We start from the raw sequence: 22,304 nt of genomic DNA, 5'->3' as shown, positions 1-22,304 counted from the left end.
GTCGTCCGGCGTGGAGCTCGGCATGAAGCGCCCCCTCCCGGCCCTTCGGGCCACCCTCCCCTCAAGGGGGAGGGAAGGCAAGCGTCATATCCCCATCATCGCCCGCAGCAGCTTCTTGTCAGTCGTGCCGGCGGCGAAATCATCGAAAGCCTTCTCGGTCACCCGGATGATGTGGTGCTGGATGAAAGGCGCGCCTTCGGCCGCGCCGTCCTCGGGATGCTTCAGGCAGCATTCCCATTCCAGCACCGCCCAGGAATCGTAATTGTACTGGGTGAGCTTGGAGAAAATGCCGCTGAAATCCACCTGCCCGTCGCCCAGCGAACGAAAGCGCCCGGCCCGGTTGACCCAGCCCTGATAGCCGGAATAGACGCCTTGCCGCCCGGTCGGGTTGAACTCGGCATCCTTGACGTGAAATGCCTTGATCCGCTCGTGATAGATGTCGATGAATTCGAGATAGTCGAGCTGCTGCAGCAGGAAGTGCGATGGGTCGTAATTGATATTGCAGCGCTTATGGCCGCCGACCGCGTCGAGGAACATTTCGAAGGTGGCGCCGTCGAACACGTCCTCGGAAGGGTGGATTTCGTAACCGACATCGACGCCATTGTCCTCATAGACATCGAGAATCGGCTTCCAGCGCTTGCCGAGTTCGTCGAAGGCTCCCTCGATCAATCCGGCCGGACGCTGCGGGAAGGGATAAAGATAAGGGAAAGCCAGCGAGCCGGTGAACGAGACCGAGGCGTTCAGCCCGAGATTGCGCGATGCCGTGGCGCCGAACTTCATCTGTTCGACGGCCCATTCCTGCCGCGCCTTGGGATTGTTATGCACCGATGGCGGCGCGAAGCCATCCATCTGCGCGTCATAGGCGGGATGCACCGCCACCAGTTGCCCCTGCAGATGCGTTGACAGTTCGGTGATCTCGACGCCCGCGTCGGCGCAGACGCCTTTCACCTCGTCGCAATAGGCTTTCGACGAGGCCGCCTTCTGGAGATCGAACAGGCGCGCGTCCCAGGTCGGGATCTGCACACCCTTGTAGCCGAGCCCGGCGGCCCATTTGGTGATCGAAGCCAGCGAATTGAACGGTGCGGCGTCGCCCGCGAACTGCGCCAGAAACAGGCCGGGGCCCTTCATCGTCGTCGGCATCGGCATCCTCCCTCTCGTGTTTTCGTGACCAAGCATAGCGCCGATTGAAGTGAGGGCCAGCCCGTTTGGTCGTTCGATATCAGCGCCGGAACTTGGCGCCATTCTGGTATTACCAAATAGGGCAATTTGGTCAAGCGGCAGAAAGCACGAAGAAGGTGACCGACTTGATCACAACAACGGCATTTTTCACCGTTAAATCAAACGAATAAGCAACTTCCCAAGTCACTCCTGGACGATCCTTGCCGTTCAGGGGAATTTGCGGTAGAGGTCATATCAGGCCCAATTGGTCGAACCAGTTTGCCGAAAAACGCTGGAACGCCTTGGGGAGGAATCGTGCGGCAGACTTCACCGGAAGGCGCCGCGGGTAAACGTGACAGGCGAATTCTGGGAAGGATAGACGATGCATCTTTCAACGCACAACTGGATGCGGGCGGAGCCGCTCGAGGTGACGCTCAAGCGCATCAAGAAATTCGGCTACGAGTCGATCGAGATTTCCGGCGAGCCCGAACAGTACAAGACCAAGGAGACGCGCGCGCTTTTGCAGGAGCACGGCATCCGCTGCTGGGGTTCGGTGACGCTGATGCTGGGCGAACGCAACCTTGCCGCCAAGAACCAGGGCCAGCGCGAGCGCTCGGTCCAATATGTCAAGGACGTGCTGACCATGGTCAGCGAGCTCGACGGCGAAATCATCACGCTGGTGCCCGCCACCGTCGGCAAGGTGGTGCCGGACGGCACCGAGGCGGAAGAGTGGGGCTGGGTGGTCGATGCCACGCGCGAATGCTTCGCCCATGCCCAGAAAGTCGGCGTCAGGATCGCGGTCGAGCCGCTCAATCGCTTCGAGACCTATCTCTTCAACCGCGGCGCCCAGGCGCTGGCGCTGGCCGATGCGGTGAGCCCGGAATGCGGCGTCTGCCTCGACGCCTACCATATCCATATGGAAGAATTTAACGTCTATGACGCCATCCGCCAGGTCGGAAAACGCCTCTACGACTTCCACGTTGCCGACAACAATCGCTTCGCCGCGGGCCTCGGCCAGATCGACTGGCCGAAGATCGTGCGCACGCTGAAGGAGGTCGGCTATGACGGGGCGCTGACCAATGAATTCGTGGCGCCCGTCGACCGCACGCCGGCCGCGCCCTATCCCGACATGGTGGAGCGCAATCCGGTCGATATCTCGCCCGAGCAGCTCAAATTCATCCAGGACCATGGCTCCAGCGTGCTGACCGAGAAATTCTACACCGACCAGATGCGCATCACCGCAGAAACGCTGCTGCCGCTGATCAAGTAGCCGCTCCGATTGGCAATGAGCCCTTCCGCCCGGCCGGCGGCAGGGCCGGGGAAGAACATGCGGGTTAAGAGCGTCCAAGCCTGGTGGGTCCGCGTGCCGATCGAAGCCGCGCAGCAGCACCGCAGCGACTTCGGCCAGGTGACGACGTTCGACGCCGCTATCCTGCGCATCGAGACCGATGACGGCCTGGTCGGCTGGGGCGAAGGCAAGAACGCCGCCGGCAGCGCCGGCAGCTATGGCGCGCTCGTACATATGCTGAACCACGAGGTCGGCCCGCAGCTTATAGGCCGCGACCCGGCCGATATCGGCGTCATCTGGGAAATGCTTTACAACGGCGTGCGCCATAACACGGCTGCCCATGCCGGCCACGCCATGCCGCAGCTGGCGCGGCGCGGCATGAGCGTGGCGGCGATCAGCGCCGTCGACATCGCGCTCTGGGATATCCTCGGCAAATCTTTGGGGCAGCCGGTCTGGCGGCTGCTCGGCGGCCGCAAGGTCGAGCGCATGCAGGCCTATGCCTCGGGCGGCTGGGCGTCGGCAGACGCGATCGGCGAGCAGCTCAAATCCTATATCGCCAAGGGCGGCTTCAAGGCGCTGAAGATGCGCGTCGGCGCCATGGATGATGCCCCGCACATCTCGGCCGCGCGCGTGCGCGCCGCCAGGCAGGCGCTCGGCCCCGATATCGGGCTGATGGTCGACGCGCATGGCACTTACACCGTCGCCGAGGCAAAACGCTTCATCCATCTTACCGCCGATCTCGACCTCGCCTGGTTCGAGGAGCCGGTGATCGCCGACGACAAGCCGGGCATGGCCGAGGTGCGCGCCTCAGGCTCGGTGCCGATCGCCACCGGCGAGAGCGAGGCGACGCGCTATGCCTTTCGCGACCTCGCAATGCTGAGATCGGCCGACATCTTCCAGCCGGATCCGGCCTTTTGCGGCGGCATCAGCGAGGCGATGAAGATCGGCACCATCGCCAGCGCCTTCAATTTGCGGTTTGCGCCGCATCTGTGGGCCGGGGCGCCTTGCTTCTTTGCCGGGCTGCATATATGCGCCGCCTCGCCCGCCAGCTTCACCGTCGAATATTCGCTCGGCGCCAACCCGATGATCCACGATCTCGTCGAAGAGACTGTCGAAGCAAAGGACGGTATGATAGCGATCCCTGAAAAGCCCGGGCTGGGATTCACCATTTCGGAACGGTTCCTGGAGGCGCACGCGCAACGCAACTGACGATGAAAGAAAAGAACCTTCTCGCGGAACTCGCCGCCTATCTGTTCTCCAGCTCGGACAAGGACACGGGCCGCACGCCGTCTGAGCGCGAACTGGCCGAGCATTTCAGCGTCAGCCGCGGCCAGATCCGCGAGGCGCTGGCCATCCTCGAAGCGATGCGCATCGTCGAGCGCCGCGCCAAATCCGGCATCTATGTCGATACCAAGCAGGCCAGTGTCGAGGCATTGGCGCTGTTCGCCCGCGCCGGGCTGCCGCTCGATCCGGTGCAGATCTACGAGACCGTCGAATTGCGCAAGATCCACGAGATCAAGGCCGCCGAGCTTGCCTGCTCGCGCGCCACGGAAGAGAATTTCGAGCGGCTGCGGGAGATCCTGAAGGCCTCCGAGGAGCGCATCGCCGCCGGCGAGGGTCTCGCCAAGGAGGATCGCGAATTCCATCTCGAAATCGTCCGGGCGACCAAGAACGGCGTCTTCCACAACATCTGCAGCGTCTACTATCTGATGGGTGAGCAGCGCCTGCCGATCTACTTCAACGATCCCGAGCGCAACATCCGCTCGCATGCCGAGCACATCCAGATCTACGAGGCGCTGCTGCGCCGCGACGGCAACCTCGCCCAGGCACTGATGAGCGCCCATCTGCAAGGTGCCGAGAGCTACTGGAAGGGCCTGATCGAGGGCCATGGAGCGGGGCCGAAAAGCGCGGCGCTCGAAAGGGCCTAATCAGCATTCTGCAGCCAGGCGGAATCGCTGGCGTCGCAGAAATGCGCTAAAACAAGCGGGAGCCCGATGCCCAAGATACTGTCAACGCACACGCTGCATCCGCGCGCCTCCGCCATGCTGGCCGGCGCCGGCGAACTCGTCGTTGCATCCGCCCTCGATGCCGCCACGCTGGCCGCCGAAGCGAAGGACGCCGACGTCATCATCGTTCGCGCGCCGCTGCCGCCCGCGCTGTTTGAAGGCGCGACCAGGCTGAGGGCGGCGGTCCGCCACGGCGCCGGACTTGACATGGTGCCGATGGAAGCGGCCGCCGCCGCCGGCGTTCTGGTGGCCAACGTGCCGGCGGTCAATGCGCGATCGGTTGCCGAATATGTGATGTTCGCCGCTCTTGCGCTGCTTCGACGTTTCCGCGTGGTCGACCGCGACCTGCGCGCCAAGGGTTGGCTTGCCGGCCGCGACCACGCCAGTTTCGCCAGCGAACTCGCCGGCAAGACGATCGGCATTGTCGGCTTCGGTGCGATCGGCCAGGCGGTCGGCCATATCGCCGCGCACGGCTTCGGTCTCAATGTGGTGGCGACGACGCGCAGCATGCAGCCGGCGCCCGACAGGATCGGCTTCCTGTCGATCGACGCGCTGGTCGAGCAGAGCGACATCATCGTTCTGTGCTGTCCGCTGACGCCGGAAACGCGTGGCCTGATCGGTCGCGAACGCATCGCCCGCATGAAGCCGGACGCACTGCTGATCAACATCTCGCGCGGTCCGGTGATCGATGACGACGCGCTGATCGAGGCCTTGCGCAAAGGCCGCATCGGCGGTGCCGCGCTCGACGTTTTCGCCACCCAGCCGCTGCCGCCGGGCCACCCCTATTTCGGCTTCGACAATGTCATCGTCACCCCGCACATGGCCGGCATCACCGAGCAATCGATGATGCGCATGGGCGTCGGCGCCGCCGGCGAGACGCTGCTGGTGCTGGCCAACAAATTGCCGGTCAATCTGCGCAATCCGGAAGTGATTGAGCATTACCGCAGGCGGTTTCCGGCGGACTGAACACGACACCTGAATTCACTGATTGCCGACGATCTTTCGTCGCGCTGATGCGATCAACGGCCGAGCAACGTCTCCACCGCTGCGGCGATTCCGAGAAGGTGGCGGTCGTGGCCCCGCCTGGCCACCAGCATCAGCCCCGCCGGCAGTATCATGCCTGGCATCGGCAGCGAGATCGCGCAGAGATCGAACTGGTTGGCGGCCTGGGTGTTGCGCAGCAGCAGGCCTTCCGTCTTGTCGCGCAGCGCTTCGTCGCCGGTCATGGCGGCAATCGACGGCGCGACCATCGGCGTGGTCGGCAAGGCCAGCACATCGACGGACGCCAGCCGCTCGTCCATGGAAGCGGCGAGTTCGGTGCGGCGGCGGATCGTCCTGATGTAGACGGATGCGGGAATGGCGAGCGCCCGCGACAGCGGCCCGCTCACATGCGGGTCGACCGGCACCGATGCGCCGGCCGCCAGCCAGTCCTCATGAACTTCGGCCCCCTCCATCGACGCGATCGTGCCGCGCTTTGTCGCCGCGCGCATCTCGGCGATGAGGTCGTCGACCGCGAGGTCGGCGACGCGCGCGCCACTTTGTTCGAGCTTGCGAATGCTTCCCTCGAACGCCGAAGCGACCTCGGCTTGCGTCTCGTCGAAAAGCACGCCGCGCGGAATGCCGACGCGGAGGCCGGCGAGCGCAATCGGCTGCAGAAAAGCAGAGTCCTCGCCTGCCATGACCGCATCGGCAAGCGCGCATTCGGTGACGCTGCGCGCGAGCGGCCCGATCGAATCCAGCGTCATGGATAGGGGAAAGGCGCCGGCGAGCGGCACCCGACGCGCCGTCGGCTTGAAGCCGACGACGCCGTTGAGCGAAGCCGGAATGCGCACCGAACCGCCGGTATCCGAGCCGATCGAAATCGCGCTGCTGCCTTCCGCCACCGCCACCGCGGCACCGGACGATGAGCCGCCAGGGATCAGGCTGGCATCAACGGCATTGCCCGGGGTGCCATAATGAAGATTGTCGCCGATGGCGGTGAAGGCGAACTCGGTCATGTTGGTCTTGCCGAGAATGACGGCGCCGGCCTGCCTGAGCCTGCGCACGACCGCCGCGTCCCGAGAAGCCGGCGCGGCGCTGGCCAGCATCAGCGAACCGGCCGCAGTCGGCTCGCCGGCGACGTCGAACAGGTCCTTGATCGAGACGATGGCGCCGTCGAGCAGCCCGAGGCCCACGCCGGCCTTCTGGCGGGCATCGGCGGCGTCCGCCGCAGCGCGCGCGGCCTCGGAATAGAGCTTTGTGTAGACCTTCTCGTCGGCGCGATTGGCAAGACGTGACAGGATGATTTCAAGGCGATCGCGAATGGATTGCATTTTCGATGTCGGACCCGGCAGACTTGCAACGTCTTTAAAGCAATTCCGAGAAAAGTGTGTAGCGGTTTTCCGTTTTTGGAATTGCATAAAAAACAGCGACTTGCAGAGGCCAACTCAGGCCTGCGCAAGGGATAGCCCGGCAAGCGTGCCTTTGCACCTGCCGAAGCGGGAGGAAGGACCGATGCTCTACAAAGGCGGTTGCCACTGCGGCAAGGTGGCGTTCGAGGTCGAGGGCGAGCTTGGCGGGGCGGTGCGCTGCAACTGCTCGATCTGCCGGCGCAAGGGCGCGCTGCTGTGGGCCGTGCCGCATGACAGGCTTAGCCTGGTCGCCTGGGGCGACGACCTCGGCCGCTATACTTTCGGCAAAGGCATCATCGCTCACCGTTTCTGCCGTACCTGCGGCATCCACCCCTTCGCCGAGGACGTCAGCGAAGGCGGCGAACGCAGCGCCTACATCAACATCAACTGCCTCGACGATGTCGATCTTGCTTCGGTGCAGGTGTTCGACTTCGACGGCCGCTCGGCCTGATCGAAGACGATTCTTGGGGACCGTGATGACGGCTTCGGCCCGGAACCAAAAAGGTGCCGGGGCCGATGTCCGAAACGGCCGCGGCGCCGCCGGGCTAATCCGTCTGCCTGGGCCCCATCAGGAAGGCGACCAGCGCCGCCAGCAGCGTCGCGGCAGCGCTATAGGCGAAGGCGCTCGCCACGCCGGCGTGGTCGACCAGCAGGCCGCCGAAGATGGCGCCGAGCGCAATCGCCACCTGGAACGTCGCGACCATCAGCCCGCCGGCGCTTTCGGCCTGGTCGGGTGCGGCCCGCACCAGCCAGGTCTGCAGCCCGACCGGAACCGCGCCGAAGGCGAAGCCCCAGGCGGCGACCGCGATTGCCGCCGTCACCGGCGAGGCGCCGAGGGCAAGCAGTGCCAGGGCCGACAGGGCGATGAGCAGCGGCGCCAGACCGACGGCCGCCTTGAGATTGCGCTCGGCCAGGAAGCCGCCGGCGAAATTGCCGAAGAAGCCGCCTATGCCATAGGCAAGCAGCACCAGCGAGATCGTCTCGATCGGCATGACCGGCACGGCTTCCAGGAATGGCCGCACATAAGTAAAGCCGGCAAACTGTCCCGAGGCGACGAGCAGAACGACAAGCAGGGCGACGCGGATCGTCGGCCGCTTCAGCACGTCAAGCAAGGTGCGGAAACCTGCCACGCCGGCCGGCGGCAGCCGCGGAATGGTGGCGATCTGCACCAGCAGCGCCAGCGCACCGACGACCGCCGCGATCATGAAGGCGGTCCGCCAGCCCCAGACGTCGCCGACATAGGCGCCGACCGGAGCCGCCGTGACCGTGGCGACGGACACTCCGGTCAGGATGATCGACATGGCGCGCGGCATAAGCCGCATCGGCACCAGCCGCAGCGTCATGGCGGCCGACATTGCCCAGAAGCCGCCAAGCGCGACGCCCAGAACAACGCGGGCAAGAAGCAGCATGGTGAGTGAGGACGCGAAGGCGGCGAGCAGGTTGGAAGCGATCAGCAGGACCGAGAGCATCCACATGACCAGCCTGCGGTCGAGCCGCTTGGTGACGATGGCCATGGTGGGGGCCGCGATCGCGCCGACGACAGCCGTTGCCGTCACCGCCTGTCCTGCCGCGCCTTCGGTGACGCCGAGGTCTTGCGCAAGCCGCGTCAGCAGGCTGGCGGGCAGGAATTCGGCGGTCACCAGTCCGAACACGCCGAGCGCCAGCGATACCACCGCGCCCCATGCCGGTTCGGTTCTTTCCTCGGATTCGGTTCTGTCGAGAACAGCGGCGTCGATGACGCCCGTGGCGGGTTCGGTCATGGTAAAATCTCCGGCAGGTTGCGGCGCAACATTTGGCTGCACTGCAACATAGGGAGTGACCGCCTGGAGTTTCCATGCTATAAACGCCGAAATGAATTACAATTCGTCCAAAACCACCCTGCCGGCTTCCGGCGATCCCCTAACCGACATGCTGCGCGGATTGCGCCTCGACGGCGTCGATTACGGCAGGTGTGTGCTGGGGGCGCCCTGGGCGGTGGCCTTCCCGGCCCAGAAGGCGGCGCGGTTCCATTTCATCGGCCAGCAAGGCTGCTGGCTGTTTTCACCGGCGAAGGAGTGGATCGAACTGAAAGTCGGCGATGCGCTGCTCGTTCCACGCGGCGACGAGCATATTTTGGCCAGCGCGCCGGGCGTGCCTGCCGTGCCGATGGGCCGCTACACCATCGAGCCGGTGTGCGAGAACATCTACGACGTCTCCAACGAATGCTGCGGCGGCCCGAGGACCTTGCTGTTTTGCGGCAGCATGCATTTCAACCTCGACGGCTCGCACCCGCTGCTCGAAATGATGCCCGACCTGATGCGCGCGCATGAATTGATGGCGAATGCGCCGAGCATCCAGCATCTGCTCGATGCGATGGCCGGCGAGGTGACGATGGACCGCGTCGGTTCCGGCGGCATTCTGGCCCGCTTGGCCGATGTTCTTGCCGCCACCATCATTCGCTGCTGGGTGGAGAATGGCTGCGGCGACGCCTCCGGCTGGATCGCTGCCGTCCGCAACCCGGATATCGGCAAGGTGCTCGCCGCCATCCACCTGCAGCCCGAACGCGACTGGACGGTCGAGGCGCTGGCGCGGATGATGGGCGCCTCGCGCTCCGCCTTCGCGCAGCGTTTCGCCACCGTGGTCAACGAGACGCCGGCTAAATATGTCCTGCGCGTACGCATGCACCAGGCCCGGCAGTGGCTCACCCGCGACGGCATGCGGGTCTCGGTCGTGGCGGCGAGACTGGGCTACGACTCGGAAGCTTCCTTCAGCCGCGCCTTCAAGCGGGTGATAGGTGTGGCGCCAAGCCATTTCCGCAATAACGGCGAGAGCGACAGCCAGCCCTGACGCTATTCAGCCGGCATGCCGCAGGCTGACGCCGCTGCCCTTGTCGAACATCACCACCTTGTCCGGATTCCAGGCAAAGCGCACCGGCTGTTCAATCTCGACATCGGTTCTCGCCGGCACCGTGGCCCTGAGCATCGTGTCGCCGACCCTCAGCGTCAGGATCTTCTCCACGCCATGGTTCTCGACGTCGTGGACGCGCGCTTCGACCGGCGCGCCGCTTTCCAGATAGACATCCTCCGGACGGATGCCGAAGACGAGCGGGCGACCCTCGGTCGCACCGCTCGTCTTGCCCCCCGCAAAAGCCCCGGCTCCCCCTGTAAGCGGCAGTTCGAAATTCATCGGCGCCATCACCGCGCGGTCGTTGACCAGCCTGCCGTCGATGAGGTTCATAGGCGGCGAGCCGACGAAGCTCGCGACATAGGTGTTGCGCGGATTGTTGTAGATCTCGTGCGGCGTGCCGGTCTGGATGATATGGCCGTGGTGGAGCACGCCGACCTTGTCGCCCATCGACATCGCCTCGATCTGGTCGTGGGTGACGAACAGGAAGGTGGCGCCGAGCTGCATCTGCAGGTTCTTCAGCTCCGTGCGCAGCGCCTCGCGCAGCTTGGCGTCGAGCGCCGACAGCGGCTCGTCCATCAGGAAGACGCGCGGCTTGCGCACGATGGCGCGGCCGATCGAAACGCGTTGCATCTCGCCGCCGGAGAGCCGGTCGGTCTTGCGGTCGAGCAGATGCTCGATCCTGAGCGTGCGGGCGGCGCGGTCGACGCGGTCCTTGATCTCGGCATCCGGCAAACGGCGGATCTTCGGCTTCAGCGGAAATTCGAGATTCTGGCGCACCGTGTAGCGCGGATAGAGCGAATATTGCTGCAGCACCAGCGCCACGTCGCGCTCGGCCGCGCCCCAGTCGGCGACATCGACACCATCGATGAGGACCTGGCCCTCGGTCGGCTTCTCGAGCCCGGCGATCAGGCGCAGCGTCGTCGTCTTGCCGGCGCCCGTCTCGCCGAGCAGCACGAAGAACGCGCCATCGGCGATGTCAAGGTCGAGACCGGTAAGCGCGGTGTGGCCGCCGAACTTCTTGGTGATGTTCCTGAGCTCGATATGAGCCATTACAGCTTTACCCCCAGCGACTTGCCGCTTGCCGTGTCGAAGAAATGCGCCTGCTCGGGATCGATGCGGGCATGGACCTTTTCGCCCGGCCCCGAAACATATCCGGCCTTGGTGCGGGCGCGCAGCATCTTGGAACCGACCTTGAGGTCGACGATGTCGAAAGAGCCGAGCGGTTCGATGATATGCGCTTCCACCGGCATATAGCCGGGCGCGGCGTCGCGCCGGACAAGCACCCCTTCCGGACGGATGCCGAGCGTCAGCCCGCCATTGGCGTGGCCGTTGAGTTTGGACAGGAGTTCGCGAGGGAACTCGAAACCCGCTTGCGCGCCGCCGACGGTGACATGCGCCGCGCTGGCTGCCTCGCCGACGCTGGCCTCAGCGATGTTCATCACCGGGCTGCCGACGAACTGGGCAACGAACAGGTTGGCCGGATGTGAATAGACGTCGTCCGGCGTGCCGACCTGCTGGATGAAGCCCTCATGCATGATGACGATGCGGTCGGCGAGGCTCATCGCCTCGATCTGGTCGTGCGTGACGTAGATTGTGGTCGAGCCCTGCTTGATATGCAGGCGCTTGATCTCGGCCCGCATCTCCTCGCGCAGCTTGGCGTCCAGCGCCCCGATCGGCTCGTCCATCAGCATCGCCTTGGGGCGACGCACCAGCGCGCGGCCGATCGCAACACGTTGCATGTCGCCGCCCGAGAGCGCCGACGGCTTCTTGTCGAGCAGGTCCGTGATACGCAGGACACGGGCGATCTCGCGCACCGATTTGTCGACCTCGCCGCCGCTCAGGCGCGTTGCCCGCAACGGAAAGGCGATGTTCTCGAACACTGTCATATGCGGGTAGAGCGAGAAGGACTGGAATACCATCGCGATATCGCGATCTGCGGCCTTGAGGTGCTGCACGGCCTTGCCGTCGATCAGGATGTCGCCCTGGTCGATCGTCTCCAGCCCTGCTATGGCGCGCAGCGTCGTCGTCTTGCCGCAGCCCGACTGGCCAAGCAGCACGATGAACTCGTTGTCGGCGATGGCGAGGTTCAGATTATGGATGACCTGGACGGCGCCGAAGAATTTCTCGATGCCGCGAAGTTCGATCTGCGTCACTGCCGGGCCCCCTCATGCGTCGCGGCGCCGGTTTCCTCGCCGCGCTCCGGCGCGATCTTGGACGTGATGTTGAAGCCGATCAGCCCGATCAGGATGATCGTCACGCCATAGGAATGCAGGCCGAGGCTCCATGGCTGGCAGAGCGCGACGATGCCCAGCACCATGAGGATCTGCGATGCCGGCAAAAGGTACTTCTCGTTGACGGCGCGAAAACTCATTTGCGGATCGCTCCGAAGGTCACGCCGCGAAGCAGGTGATTGCGCAGCAGGAACGTGAAGATCGCGACCGGCAGCAGAAACAGGAAGGTTCCCGCAGCGATCGTGGTCCAGTCCGGCAGGCCTGAACCGATCTGGCTAGGGATGAAAGGCGGCGCCGTCTGGGCGCGCCGGTTGGTCATGATCAGCGCGAAGGCATATTCGTTCCAGGCTGTGATGAAGCAGAACACCGCGGTGGCGGCGATGCCGGTCGCCGCTTCCGGCAGCACGATCTTGAAGAAGGCCTGCATGCGCGTGTAGCCGTCGACCAGCGCCGCCTCCTCATATTCCTTCGGAATCTCGTCCATGAAACCCTTCATCAGCCAGACTGAGAAGGACAGGTTGAAGGCGACGTAGAGGATGATCAGGCCGATATGCGAATCGTTGAGGCCGACCGACCGGTACATCAGGAACATCGGGATCGCCACGACCACCGGCGGCAGCATGCGCGTCGACAGGATGAAGAAGAGCAGGTCAGCCTCGCCCGCGATCTTGAAGCGCGAGAAGCCGTAGGCGGTGAAGGTCCCCATGCCCACCGCAAGCACGGTGCTGATTACCGCCACGATCAGGCTGTTCATGAAGCGGTCGGGATATTGCGAAAGCTGCACGTCCTTGCCGACCTTCAGCACCCGCTCGCCGCCGTCATAGATGCGCTTTTCCCACCAGGGCGCGGCGTCGTAGACTTGCGGGTCGACGGTCTTCTGCATCTGCACCCGCTTGGTGAACAACCGGATGAAGGGCGTGACTTCCGGTTGGAAAAGGACGGTGGGCGGCACGCTGACGGCGAGATCCTTCGGCTTGAACGCCGTGGAGGCGATCCAATAGATCGGCGCGAGGAAGATCAGCGTCGCGATCAGCACCGCGGCGATTGCGACGCGGTTGAGCGCGACCTCGGAAGAAGTGCGGACGGCGGCCATCTGTCAGCGCTCCTTCACCTTGTTGAGGTACTTCACATAGAGGTTGGTGATGGCCAGCACCATGATCAGCACGATGTAGGCCAGCGCGCAGGACTTGCCGGTATCCCACTGCTGGAAGGCCTGCTTGTAGAGCCGGATCGCAATCAGTTCGGCGGTCGGCTGGGTCGTCATCGTGTAGGCGATGTCGAAGGTCTTGAAGGCTTCCATGGTGCGGAAGATCAGCGCGATCAAAAGGATCGGCGAGACCAGTGGCAAGGTTATGCGGGTGAAGGTGTACCACCAGCTGGCCCGGTCGATTGCCGCCGCCTCGTAGAGATGCTGCGGCACCGCCGAGAGGCCGGCAAGCGACAGCAGCATGACGAAGGGCGACCACATCCAGATATCGGTGATCGCAACCGCATAAAGCGCGCTGTCGGGATTGGAAAGCCAGGCGAAATCGCCCAGGCCGAAGACATAATTGATCGGGCCCCATGACGGGCTGTAGAGCAGCTGCCAGAACAGGCCAACGACCGCCGCCGACATCATCATCGGCAACAGCAGCAGCGTGGTGATCAGGCCCTTCATCGGGAAACTGCGGTTGAGCAAAAGCGCGAGGCCGAAGCCGACGATCATCTGTCCGGCCACGGACACGATGACGTATTTCGCCGTGATGACGAAGTTCGACCAGATGTGGTCGTCGCTGAGCAGCTCGCGGTAGTTCTGCAGGCCGACGAACTGCCACGGCTCGCTCCGGTTCGCCGCGAAATTGGTGAAGGAATATCCTAGCGAATAGATCAGCGGGAAAATGTTGAAAACGATCAGGAAAGCCAGCGTCGGGATGATGAACATGTTGCGGATGGTCAGATCCGACCAGCCGCGCGCGGCGGCCCTGGAGGCCGGATCAAGATTGGTAAGGGCTACCGAAGCCAACGATCGTCTCCCTGAAAACAGGAATGCCGGAGGGGAAACCCTCCTCCGGCATTCCGACTGTGATGCCTACTTGTAGCGATTGTACTTGGTGAACGTCGCCTTCCAGTCGGCGGCGGTCTTGTCGAGCGCTTCCTGGGCGGTGCCCTTGCCGCCGACCACGAACGGATAGATGTTCTGGTTCAGCTGATCGAGCACCTCGGCATATTCAGGCGTCGCCCAGAAATCCTTGACCATGAACATCGTGTCGTAGAACGCCTTGTTGTAAGGCGTGGCGCTCTGGAAGGCTTCCGACTTCAGCACGGCCTGGCTGCAGGTGTAACCGCCGAGCTCGGCCCACTTCTTCTGGGTCTCGTCCTTGATGAACCATTCCAGGAACTTCATCGCCTCGTCCTTGTTCTTCGAGTACGAGATGACGGAGATGCCCTGGCCGCCGAGAGCGGCGAAGCGCTTGCCGTCCGGACCAGCCGGATTGGCGAAGAAGCCGGTGACGTCGGCATAGGGGTTGGTGGCCTTGTTCACCAGCGGCGGGAAGAAGGCGAAGAAGTTCATGCTCATCGCGGCCAGGCCGCCGGTGATCGCCTGGTTGTCTTCCACGAAGAAGGTCTTGCCCCAGCCGGGAGGCGTGAACTTGTAGAGTTGCTTGTACATGTCGAGTCCGGCGGCAGCATCTTTCGAATTGGTGATGCCGTCGACCTTGTAGGTTGCGTAGTCGCCGAGATCGCCGCCATAGCTGAAGATGGCGCTTTCGACGCCCATCGCCATCGCGTCATAGGAATTGTCGGTATAGATGGCGACGCCGTACCGCTTCTGGTCCGGACGGTAGAAGAATTCGGCGATGTCGCGCAGCTGCGCGTAGGTCTTCGGGATGTCGAGGTCGTAGCCGTATTTGGCCTTGAAGGCTTCCTTCTCCTTCGGGTCCTCGAACCAGTCCTTGCGGTAGGACCAGCCGATCGCGTCGCCTTCCAGCGGGATCGCCCAGTATTTGCCGGAACCGCCGGGGTATTCGGCATAATATTTGATGGTCGCGGGCGCCATCACATCGGCGAGCTTGTGCTGGTTGAAGAAGTCGGTGAGGTCGACATAGTGCCCTTGAGTCGAACCGGCGCCCAGCCACTGCGAGTCGCCGACCACCAGGTCATAAGCGTCGCCATGCGCATTGAATTCGGTAAAGGCCTTGGTCTGAAAGTCCGGCCACGGCGTGGTCTGCACCGTAACCTTCACGCCGGTCTCGGCCGTGTAATCGTTGACGAGTTCCTGCAGATAGTTCGCCGGATCCCATTCCGCCCAGAAGATGGTGAGTTCCTTGTCCTGCGCGCGGACGGATGTTCCGCAGGCAAGCGCCAGGCCGATACCAGCAATCACGCTGGTCACTATCTTGCGCATAATTTTCCTCCCTTGTGCGCATTCTACCTTGTCATGCGAGCCGGCAGCGTCGCCGGCCCTGGTAGTTCCTCCCGTGATGGCACTTCTCCGGTTTCGGGCCTCCTCGCCCCGCCGGAAAAATGTATGTCAGATCTCACTTCGATCCGCTTTTAGCTTCCATCTGGTATTACCAATTCAAGACAGACGTCAAGCGCTTTCTTGGCTTATTGCGAGCGCTCAAGTAAGCCGCTAGCCGTCACATCTATCTGTTTTCCCTTGTTTTTCCTACTCCTTGATACATGGAGCCCTTGTTTCCAGCTCACCATCACAATTATTATGCCCAGCCGGCTTCGCAATCTGGTCGAACCAGATTTGTTTCATTTCGTGTCAGGCGCGCCCGATCTTCCCTGTTCTTTCGCTGTCGCTTCCGCCATCGCCGCGCGCACCAGCGCGCCCGCCGCCCATTGCGCGACCGACATCATCTGGCGGCTCTCCAGCCCCCAAATGTCTTTCAGAACGATCAGCACCTCGACGCCGAACATCATCGACAGCGCCTGCGCCAGGCGCCTGAACTGGCGCGGCGGCAAACGGCCCTTGAGCGGCGCGATCGCATCCTTGAGCAGCTCGACGCGATGGCCGCGCTTGAAGGCCGGTTCGGAGCCGAGCGTTCCCGCCTGCCGCTGCGCCCACTGGTCGAGCGAAAGCTTCAGCGCCGCCTTGAACGTCGCCTCGAAAGCCTCAATGCGCGGCATGGCGGTGGTGAACAGGTCGGCCACCCGCCGCTCCGGATCGCTCGACCCCGATTTCCAGGTGAGGATCGGACCGAGGCCTTCGTCGACGACGGCCTGCACAAGCGCTGCCTGGCTGGGGAAATAACGATAGGCGGTCGCGCGCGAGACCTGCGCCGCTTCCGCGACCTCACTGACCGAAGGCGTCACGCCGGACTGCATCAGCTTCGTCGCCGTCTCCAGCATCAGCCGCCTGGTGCGCGCGCGCGGCCCCCTTTCGGCCACTGCCGTCTGTTCGGCATTGTCGTTGGAGGCGGCGGCTTGTTGACGTGAGACATCCATGTCAATACGATACGCGTGTCTCAAAAAATTGCAATGGCGTCATGCCGGGCAAGAGCAGCTGGCGGCAATATCGAGCGCCGCATGACGGGGAAACGCGATGAAGCGCATCTACGTGGTCGGCACCGCCGACACCAAGGGTGAGGAACTCGCCTTCCTGGCCGATGCCGTCGCCACGGCAGGCGGCATGGTCGCGCGCGTCGACATCGGCACGCGCGGCGCCACAGTGCCTGTCGATGTCGCGGCAAGCCAAGTCGCCGCGCATCATCCTGACGGCGCCGGCGCGGTGCTCGGCATCGACGATCGCGGCACCGCCGTTGCAGCAATGAACGTCGCCTTCAGCCGCTTCATCCAGTCGCGTGACGACATCGCCGGCGTGATCGGCATCGGCGGCGGCGGCGGCACCTCGATCGTCACCGCCGGCATGCGCACGCTGCCGCTCGGCCTGCCCAAGATCATGGTTTCGACGCTCGCTTCCGGCGACACCGCGCCTTACGTCGATGTTTCCGACATCACCATGATGCCGTCGGTGACCGACATGGCCGGCCTCAACCGGCTCTCCCGTATGGTGCTCCACAATGCCGCCCAGGCAATAGCAGGCATGGCTGCAAGGCCGGCGCCTTCCGCTGCCGGCAAACCCTCACTGGGCTTGACCATGTTCGGCGTCACCACGCCCTGCCTCACGGCGATCGCCGACCAGCTGCGCGCGACGTATGACTGCATGGTCTTCCACGCCACCGGCACCGGCGGCCGCTCGATGGAGAAGCTGGCCGACAGTGGACTGCTCGCCGGCGTTCTCGACATCACCACGACCGAGGTCTGCGACTTCCTGCTCGGCGGCGTGCTGCCGGCGACCGAAGACCGCTTCGGCGCCATCGCCCGTACCAAACTGCCCTATGTCGGCTCGGTCGGCGCGCTCGACATGGTGAACTTCTGGGCACCGCCGACGATCCCCGAGCGCTATCGCGGACGGCTGTTCTACGAGCACAATCCGAACGTCACGCTGATGCGCACCACGGCCGACGAATCCCGCCAGATCGGCGAATGGATCGGCGGCCGCCTGGCGCGCTGCGATGGCCCTGTCCGCTTTCTGATCCCCGAAAAAGGCGTTTCGGCGCTCGACATCGAAGGCGGCGCCTTCTTCGACCCGGAGGCCGATGCAGCCCTCTTCGAGGCCATCGAGCGCACCATCATGCCGAACGCAACGCGCACCGTGTCGCGCCTGCCGCTGCACATCAACGACCCCGAATTCGCCAGGGCCGCGGTTGCGGCTTTCCTCGACATCGCCAGCAGGTGAGACCCGATGGCCGCCATTCCGCGCAAAGAAATCCTCGAAAAATTCCGCAAGATGATCGCCGACGGCGTGCCGATCGTCGGCGGCGGCGCCGGCACCGGCCTGTCGGCCAAGGCCGAGGAGGCGGGCGGCATCGACTTGATCATCATCTACAATTCCGGCCGCTACCGTATGGCCGGGCGCGGCTCGGCCGCCGGCCTGCTCGCCTATGGCAACGCCAACGAGATCGTCAGGGAAATGGCCCATGAAGTGCTGCCGGTGGTGAAGAAGACGCCGGTGCTGGCCGGCGTCAACGGCACTGATCCTTTCGTCATCATGCCGCTGTTGCTTGCAGAACTGAAGACGATGGGCTTTTCCGGCGTGCAGAATTTTCCGACCATCGGCCTGTTCGACGGCACCATGCGCCAGAGCTTTGAAGAGACCGGCATGGGCTTCGGGCTGGAGGTCGAGATGATTGCCGAGGCGCACAAGCTCGATCTTCTGACGACTCCCTATGTCTTCAATCCCCAAGAAGCGCTCGACATGACAAAAGCCGGCGCCGACATCGTCGTCGCCCATATGGGCGTGACCACAGGCGGTTCCATCGGCGCCACCTCGGCGAAGTCGCTCGACGACTGCGTCGTCGAAATCGACGCCATCGCCGAGGCCGCCCGCACGGTGCGCAAGGACGTCATCCTGCTTTGCCATGGCGGCCCGATCGCGATGCCGGACGACGCCCGCTACATTCTCGACCGCTGCAAGGGCCTGCACGGTTTCTATGGCGCAAGCTCCATGGAGCGGCTGCCGGCGGAAGCAGCTATCGCCAGACAGACCGCCGATTTCAAGGCCGTGACCTTTGGCGGCAATAAGACCGTCCAAGAAAAAGAAGGGATGAGGCGATGAGCGACAAGAGCAAGGTGTTCGTCTACCCGAAGGACGTCAGCGCCTTCGGCTTCGACTGGGGCAGGCTGGCGCTGACGGTGGCGCCCGAAGTGAACGGCGCCAGCCGTTTTTCCGGTGGCGTCGTCGACCTGCCGTCCGGCAAGGGCCACACGCGTCACAACCACCCGGGCGCCGAGGAAATCATCTTCGTCATCTCGGGCAATGGCGAGCAGATGGTCGAGGACGAAGAGGGCAATCCGGTGGTCGCCAAAGTCGGCCCCGGCTGCACCATCTACGTGCCCGAGAGCCGCTTCCATTCGACGCTAAACACCGGCGACGGCCCGATGCAGCTCTTCGTCGTCTACTCGCCGGCCGGACCGGAACTGGCGTTACGGGAGCTGCCGGATTTCAGGCTGCTGCCGACGGGCAAATAATCTTCAGCGTCGCAGCCCCCTCATCCGGCCGCTTCGCGGCCACCTTCTCCCCGGCGGGGAGAAGAGATTGGCGCTGGCACCGGCACGCTCCTCTCCCCTCGGGGAGAGGTCGGATTGCCCCGAATTGCTCTTGCAATTCGGTTGGCAATCCGGGTGAGGGGGAGCGGCGCCAGCGCTAAGCTGCTACCCCACCCCTGTTCCACCCGCGTCCCCGATCGCCAAACATCACATAACCGCTGTCCGTCACCGCGACCGTATCCTCCAGCTTGATGAAGCCGCGTGTCGGGTGGAGCATGGTCGTCTCGACCGACAGCACCATGTTCGCCTCAAGCGGCTTGGCCGCATAGGTGCCTTCATAGGCGACCGGATGGTTGGTCATCAGGAACGGCGCCTCATGCGTGATCAGTCCCATGCCGTGGGCGAAGAAATCCGTGTAGGACGAGACCTTTGAGGCCTTCAGCACGCTCTCCGCATGGGAAATCATGTCGCCGCCGAGCGTGCCCGCCTTCACCTTCGAGAAGGCAGCCTGTTGCACCGCCTCGACCTCGGCCAGCAGATCCTCCAGTTCGGCATCCGGTTCGCCGAGCACGCCCATGCGGCAGAGGTCGCCGATATAGCCGTGATAATTGCCGCCGGAATCGATCGACAGCACCTCGCCCTGCTTCCACGCCTGGTCCGAGGCGGCGCGGTTGTGGCTGGAGCCTAGCGTCAGCAGGCAATATTCGAAATGCGCGCCGCGATTGGTCTCCTCGCGCCGCAATTGCTCGATGATCTCGGCCTTGGTCCTGCCTTCGCCCGCCCATGCAATCGTCGCCAGCATGGAATCGGTGATCAGCTCGGAGGCGATGCGCAGCTTTTCGAGCTCTGCCTCAGTCTTGATCGCGCGCATGCGTTCCAGCATGTCGGTCGCGTCGATCAGCTTGGCATCCGGCAGCGCCTTGCGGATCAGCGTATAGGCGTCCGACGGCAGGAAGCCGGGCTCGATGCCGATGCGGGCGGCTGCCTTGCCGATCTTGTGCAGATGCTCCACGGCAAGATTGGCGGCGTCGAGCGTTCCCCAGCAGGCGGCATGCAGCGTCGGCGTCCAGAACGGATGGTTCTGGTGCTCGCCGCCTTCCATCTTGTTGCCGATATAAGCCGCGTGCTCCGGCCCGCCCTTTTCGTAAAGCACGATCGGCAGATAGCGGCTGTGGCCGATCGCATCCATCGCGGCAAAGAAGATGAACTTGTAGCCGCCGAGCAGATATTGCGTGTTGTGCTTGGAGGTGGCGAAGAGCACGTCGATGCCAGCTTCCTCCATCAGCCGGTCCACCCGCGCCTGGTCGAAAGGGGTGCTGCTGACGGCAGTCTTGCCCGGAGCGATGTTCATCTGCCTCTCCCTGATTTTCCCGGCCGCTGAGCGACCAGCTTCCTACGCCTTGGCCGTTGGCCAAATCTGCATCATTTTGGCCACTCTGGTCCAGCCAGAACTGGTGCTGGCATGGCGGCTCGACCCTGTCAGCCTCTCTGAAGTCGCCCTTCGCATAAAACTGGTATTACCAGATAGCCGGCTTTTGCCAGTCGACATAACTGGTCCAGCGGACGAAAATTTCAAAGCCCAGCCAGCATGCGCCAAATCCGTCTCTGGCGAAACCTTTGCCAAAGGCCATAATCCTCAACCATTCGAGAGCGCCCGCGCCTGCAGCGGGACGCAGAGGGGAGTTGAACGATGTCCGAATTGACGATTTCACGCCGCACCGTGCTTGCCGGCTCGGCGCTGCTTCTGGCCTCGACAGCGCTGCCGGCCATCGGCCGGGCGCAGACGCCGAAGAAAGGCGGCCGATTGATCGTTGCCGCCGATTCCGAGCCGCGCAACCTCAACCCGGCGATCGTCGCCTCCAACGGCGTCTTCTTCATCTCCAGCAAGATCGTCGAGACGCTGGCCGAGGCCTCCTTCGACGGCAAGGACGGACTGGCGCCGCGCCTGGCGCTCTCCTGGGAAGGCGCCGCCGACGGCCTGTCGGTGACCTTCAAGCTGCGCGACGGTGTGAAGTGGCATGACGGCAAGCCTTTCACCTCGGCCGACGTCGCCTTCTCGGCGCTGCAGGTCTGGAAGCCGCTGCAGAATCTCGGCCGCACCGTGTTCAAGGATCTCAGCGCCATCGATACGCCCGACGACCTGACCGCAATCTTCAAATTCGCCAAGCCGACGCCGTTCCAGCTGATCCGCAACGCCTTGCCAGCGCTGTCGAGCGTCGTGCCGAAACATGTCTATGAGAACGGCAAGATCGAGGACAACCCGGCCAACAACGCGCCGGTCGGCACCGGCCCGTTCAAATTCGCAGAATACAAGGCGGGGCAGTATTACAGATTGACGAGGAACGATGCCTATTGGGGCAAGGACGAGCCCTATCTCGACGAGATCGTCTACCGGGTGCTGCCCGACCGCACCTCGGCGGCCGCAGCACTTGAGGCCGAAGAGATCCAGCTCGCCGCCTTCTCAGCCGTGCCGTTAGCCGATCTTGATCGCATCTCCAAGGTGCCGGGCCTCAAAGTCATCACCAAAGGCTATGAGGGGCTGACGTACCAGCTTGTGGTCGAGATCAACCACCGCCGCAAGGAACTGGCCGACCTCAAGGTGCGGCAGGCGATCGCGCACGCCATCGACAAGGACTTCGTCGTCAAGACGATCTTCCTCGGCTATGCCGCCGCCGCCACCGGCCCCGTGCCGAAGAATGATCCGCAATTCTATACCGCCGACGTGCAGACCTATCCGTTCGATATCGCCAAGGCCAATGCCTTGCTCGATGAGGCTGGCTACAAGCGGGCCGACGACGGCAAGCGCTTTGCGCTGAAGCTCTTGCCCGCACCCTATTTCAACGAAACAAAGCAGTTCGGCGACTATCTGCGGCAGGCGCTGGCGGCCATCGGCGTCGACGCAGTGATCGTCAACAACGACTCCGCCGCGCATATAAAAGCGGTCTACACCGACCATGCCTTCGACCTCGCCGTCGGCCCGCCGGTTTTCCGCGGCGACCCGGCGATCTCGACCACCATCCTGGTGCAGAGCGGCATTCCGGACGGCGTGCCCTTCTCCAACCAGGGCGGCTACAAGAACGCCGATCTGGACGCGCTGATCGCCAAGGCGTCGGAGACGCTCGATACGTCCGCCCGCACCGAACTCTACAAGGAGTTCCAGAAAAAGGTGGCCGCCGACCTGCCGCTGATCAACGTCGCCGAATGGAGTTTTATCAGCGTGGCGAGCGACAAGGTCGGCAACATCGCCAACAACCCGCGCTGGGCGGTGTCGAACTGGGCGGACACGTATTTGGAATCGTGACACATT

The 22,304-nt window shown here is 63.7% G+C and carries 21 protein-coding genes; 10 read left to right on the top strand and 11 right to left on the bottom strand.

Translation table 11 applies throughout. The features are described from left to right. Positions 1-84 precede the first annotated feature (84 nt). The gene (locus FJ974_RS07740) at positions 85-1,140 is read right to left on the bottom strand and encodes a sugar phosphate isomerase/epimerase family protein (RefSeq protein WP_140536253.1); all 1,056 of its coding nucleotides are present in this window, start codon (positions 1,138-1,140) and stop codon (positions 85-87) included. 400 nt (positions 1,141-1,540) lie between these two features. On the opposite strand from FJ974_RS07740, the gene FJ974_RS07735 reads away from it, so the two are divergent. From FJ974_RS07735 to FJ974_RS07720, 4 genes are all read left to right on the top strand, one after another. Beyond that, the gene (locus FJ974_RS07735) at positions 1,541-2,428 is read left to right on the top strand and encodes a sugar phosphate isomerase/epimerase family protein (protein WP_140536251.1); all 888 of its coding nucleotides are present in this window, start codon (positions 1,541-1,543) and stop codon (positions 2,426-2,428) included. A gap of 57 nt (positions 2,429-2,485) precedes the next feature. Continuing rightward, positions 2,486-3,655, top strand: coding sequence for a mandelate racemase/muconate lactonizing enzyme family protein (locus tag FJ974_RS07730; RefSeq protein WP_140536248.1), 1,170 nt, complete (start codon positions 2,486-2,488; stop codon positions 3,653-3,655). A gap of 2 nt (positions 3,656-3,657) precedes the next feature. After that, positions 3,658-4,374 carry a FadR/GntR family transcriptional regulator gene (locus tag FJ974_RS07725; protein WP_140536245.1) on the top strand — a complete coding sequence of 239 codons (717 nt, stop codon included), beginning with the start codon at positions 3,658-3,660 and terminating at the stop codon, positions 4,372-4,374. A 66-nt stretch (positions 4,375-4,440) separates the two neighbouring features. Then, complete coding sequence (locus FJ974_RS07720; RefSeq protein WP_140536242.1) at positions 4,441-5,418, top strand: hydroxyacid dehydrogenase; 978 nt, start codon at positions 4,441-4,443, stop codon at positions 5,416-5,418. Positions 5,419-5,471: 53 nt separating this feature from the next. Here FJ974_RS07720 and FJ974_RS07715 read toward each other — a convergent pair whose 3' ends face one another. Next, on the bottom strand, positions 5,472-6,764 hold the full coding sequence (locus FJ974_RS07715) for an amidase (protein WP_140536239.1): 1,293 nt from the start codon (positions 6,762-6,764) through the stop codon (positions 5,472-5,474). Positions 6,765-6,945: 181 nt separating this feature from the next. On the opposite strand from FJ974_RS07715, the gene FJ974_RS07710 reads away from it, so the two are divergent. Then, positions 6,946-7,293 carry a GFA family protein gene (locus tag FJ974_RS07710; protein WP_140536236.1) on the top strand — a complete coding sequence of 116 codons (348 nt, stop codon included), beginning with the start codon at positions 6,946-6,948 and terminating at the stop codon, positions 7,291-7,293. 94 nt (positions 7,294-7,387) lie between these two features. Here the strand turns inward: FJ974_RS07710 and FJ974_RS07705 are convergent, their stop codons facing one another. Next, positions 7,388-8,602: an MFS transporter gene (locus tag FJ974_RS07705; protein ID WP_140536233.1), complete on the bottom strand. Its 1,215-nt coding sequence runs from the start codon at positions 8,600-8,602 to the stop codon at positions 7,388-7,390. Between the two features lie 91 nt (positions 8,603-8,693). On the opposite strand from FJ974_RS07705, the gene FJ974_RS07700 reads away from it, so the two are divergent. Beyond that, a complete protein-coding gene (locus FJ974_RS07700) occupies positions 8,694-9,668 on the top strand; it encodes an AraC family transcriptional regulator (protein ID WP_140536230.1) in 975 nt (324 codons plus the stop codon). Positions 9,669-9,674: 6 nt separating this feature from the next. Here FJ974_RS07700 and FJ974_RS07695 read toward each other — a convergent pair whose 3' ends face one another. The 7 genes from FJ974_RS07695 to FJ974_RS07665 form a co-directional block, all read right to left on the bottom strand. Further along, positions 9,675-10,778 (bottom strand): ABC transporter ATP-binding protein, encoded by a 1,104-nt coding sequence (locus FJ974_RS07695; protein ID WP_140536227.1) that lies wholly within the window; start codon positions 10,776-10,778, stop codon positions 9,675-9,677. Beyond that, a complete protein-coding gene (locus FJ974_RS07690) occupies positions 10,778-11,881 on the bottom strand; it encodes an ABC transporter ATP-binding protein (RefSeq protein ID WP_140536225.1) in 1,104 nt (367 codons plus the stop codon). Before FJ974_RS07690 ends, FJ974_RS07695 begins: the two co-directional genes overlap by 1 nt. Beyond that, complete coding sequence (locus tag FJ974_RS07685; protein ID WP_140536223.1) at positions 11,878-12,099, bottom strand: hypothetical protein; 222 nt, start codon at positions 12,097-12,099, stop codon at positions 11,878-11,880. Before FJ974_RS07685 ends, FJ974_RS07690 begins: the two co-directional genes overlap by 4 nt. Next, the gene (locus FJ974_RS07680) at positions 12,096-13,052 is read right to left on the bottom strand and encodes a carbohydrate ABC transporter permease (protein WP_140536220.1); all 957 of its coding nucleotides are present in this window, start codon (positions 13,050-13,052) and stop codon (positions 12,096-12,098) included. Before FJ974_RS07680 ends, FJ974_RS07685 begins: the two co-directional genes overlap by 4 nt. A 3-nt stretch (positions 13,053-13,055) precedes the next feature. Beyond that, positions 13,056-13,961, bottom strand: coding sequence for a carbohydrate ABC transporter permease (locus FJ974_RS07675; protein WP_140536218.1), 906 nt, complete (start codon positions 13,959-13,961; stop codon positions 13,056-13,058). Positions 13,962-14,027: 66 nt separating this feature from the next. Next, complete coding sequence (locus tag FJ974_RS07670; protein ID WP_140536216.1) at positions 14,028-15,344, bottom strand: ABC transporter substrate-binding protein; 1,317 nt, start codon at positions 15,342-15,344, stop codon at positions 14,028-14,030. Positions 15,345-15,700: 356 nt separating this feature from the next. Then, positions 15,701-16,393, bottom strand: coding sequence for a TetR/AcrR family transcriptional regulator (locus FJ974_RS07665; RefSeq protein WP_140536213.1), 693 nt, complete (start codon positions 16,391-16,393; stop codon positions 15,701-15,703). Positions 16,394-16,490: 97 nt separating this feature from the next. Here FJ974_RS07665 and FJ974_RS07660 point away from each other — a divergent pair, with 97 nt between their 5' ends. The 3 genes from FJ974_RS07660 to FJ974_RS07650 are packed head-to-tail and all read left to right on the top strand — an operon-like array spanning position 16,491 to position 18,979. Beyond that, positions 16,491-17,687: a Tm-1-like ATP-binding domain-containing protein gene (locus FJ974_RS07660; RefSeq protein ID WP_140536211.1), complete on the top strand. Its 1,197-nt coding sequence runs from the start codon at positions 16,491-16,493 to the stop codon at positions 17,685-17,687. Between the two features lie 6 nt (positions 17,688-17,693). Beyond that, the gene (locus FJ974_RS07655; RefSeq protein WP_140536209.1) at positions 17,694-18,566 is read left to right on the top strand and encodes a phosphoenolpyruvate hydrolase family protein; all 873 of its coding nucleotides are present in this window, start codon (positions 17,694-17,696) and stop codon (positions 18,564-18,566) included. After that, a complete protein-coding gene (locus tag FJ974_RS07650; RefSeq protein WP_140536207.1) occupies positions 18,563-18,979 on the top strand; it encodes a cupin domain-containing protein in 417 nt (138 codons plus the stop codon). The genes FJ974_RS07655 and FJ974_RS07650 overlap by 4 nt, the downstream gene beginning before the upstream one ends. Before the next feature lie 175 nt (positions 18,980-19,154). Here FJ974_RS07650 and FJ974_RS07645 read toward each other — a convergent pair whose 3' ends face one another. Continuing rightward, entirely contained in the window at positions 19,155-20,348 is a 1,194-nt protein-coding gene (locus FJ974_RS07645; protein ID WP_140536205.1) for a M24 family metallopeptidase, read from the bottom strand. 339 nt (positions 20,349-20,687) lie between these two features. Here FJ974_RS07645 and FJ974_RS07640 point away from each other — a divergent pair, with 339 nt between their 5' ends. Further along, complete coding sequence (locus tag FJ974_RS07640) at positions 20,688-22,298, top strand: ABC transporter substrate-binding protein (RefSeq protein ID WP_140536202.1); 1,611 nt, start codon at positions 20,688-20,690, stop codon at positions 22,296-22,298. Positions 22,299-22,304: the final 6 nt, after the last annotated feature.

It is taken from the genome of Mesorhizobium sp. B1-1-8 (assembly GCF_006442795.2).
Classification (GTDB): domain Bacteria; phylum Pseudomonadota; class Alphaproteobacteria; order Rhizobiales; family Rhizobiaceae; genus Mesorhizobium.
Note: the sequence above shows the minus strand (reverse complement) of the source record. Positions and strands in the feature narration are given on the sequence as shown.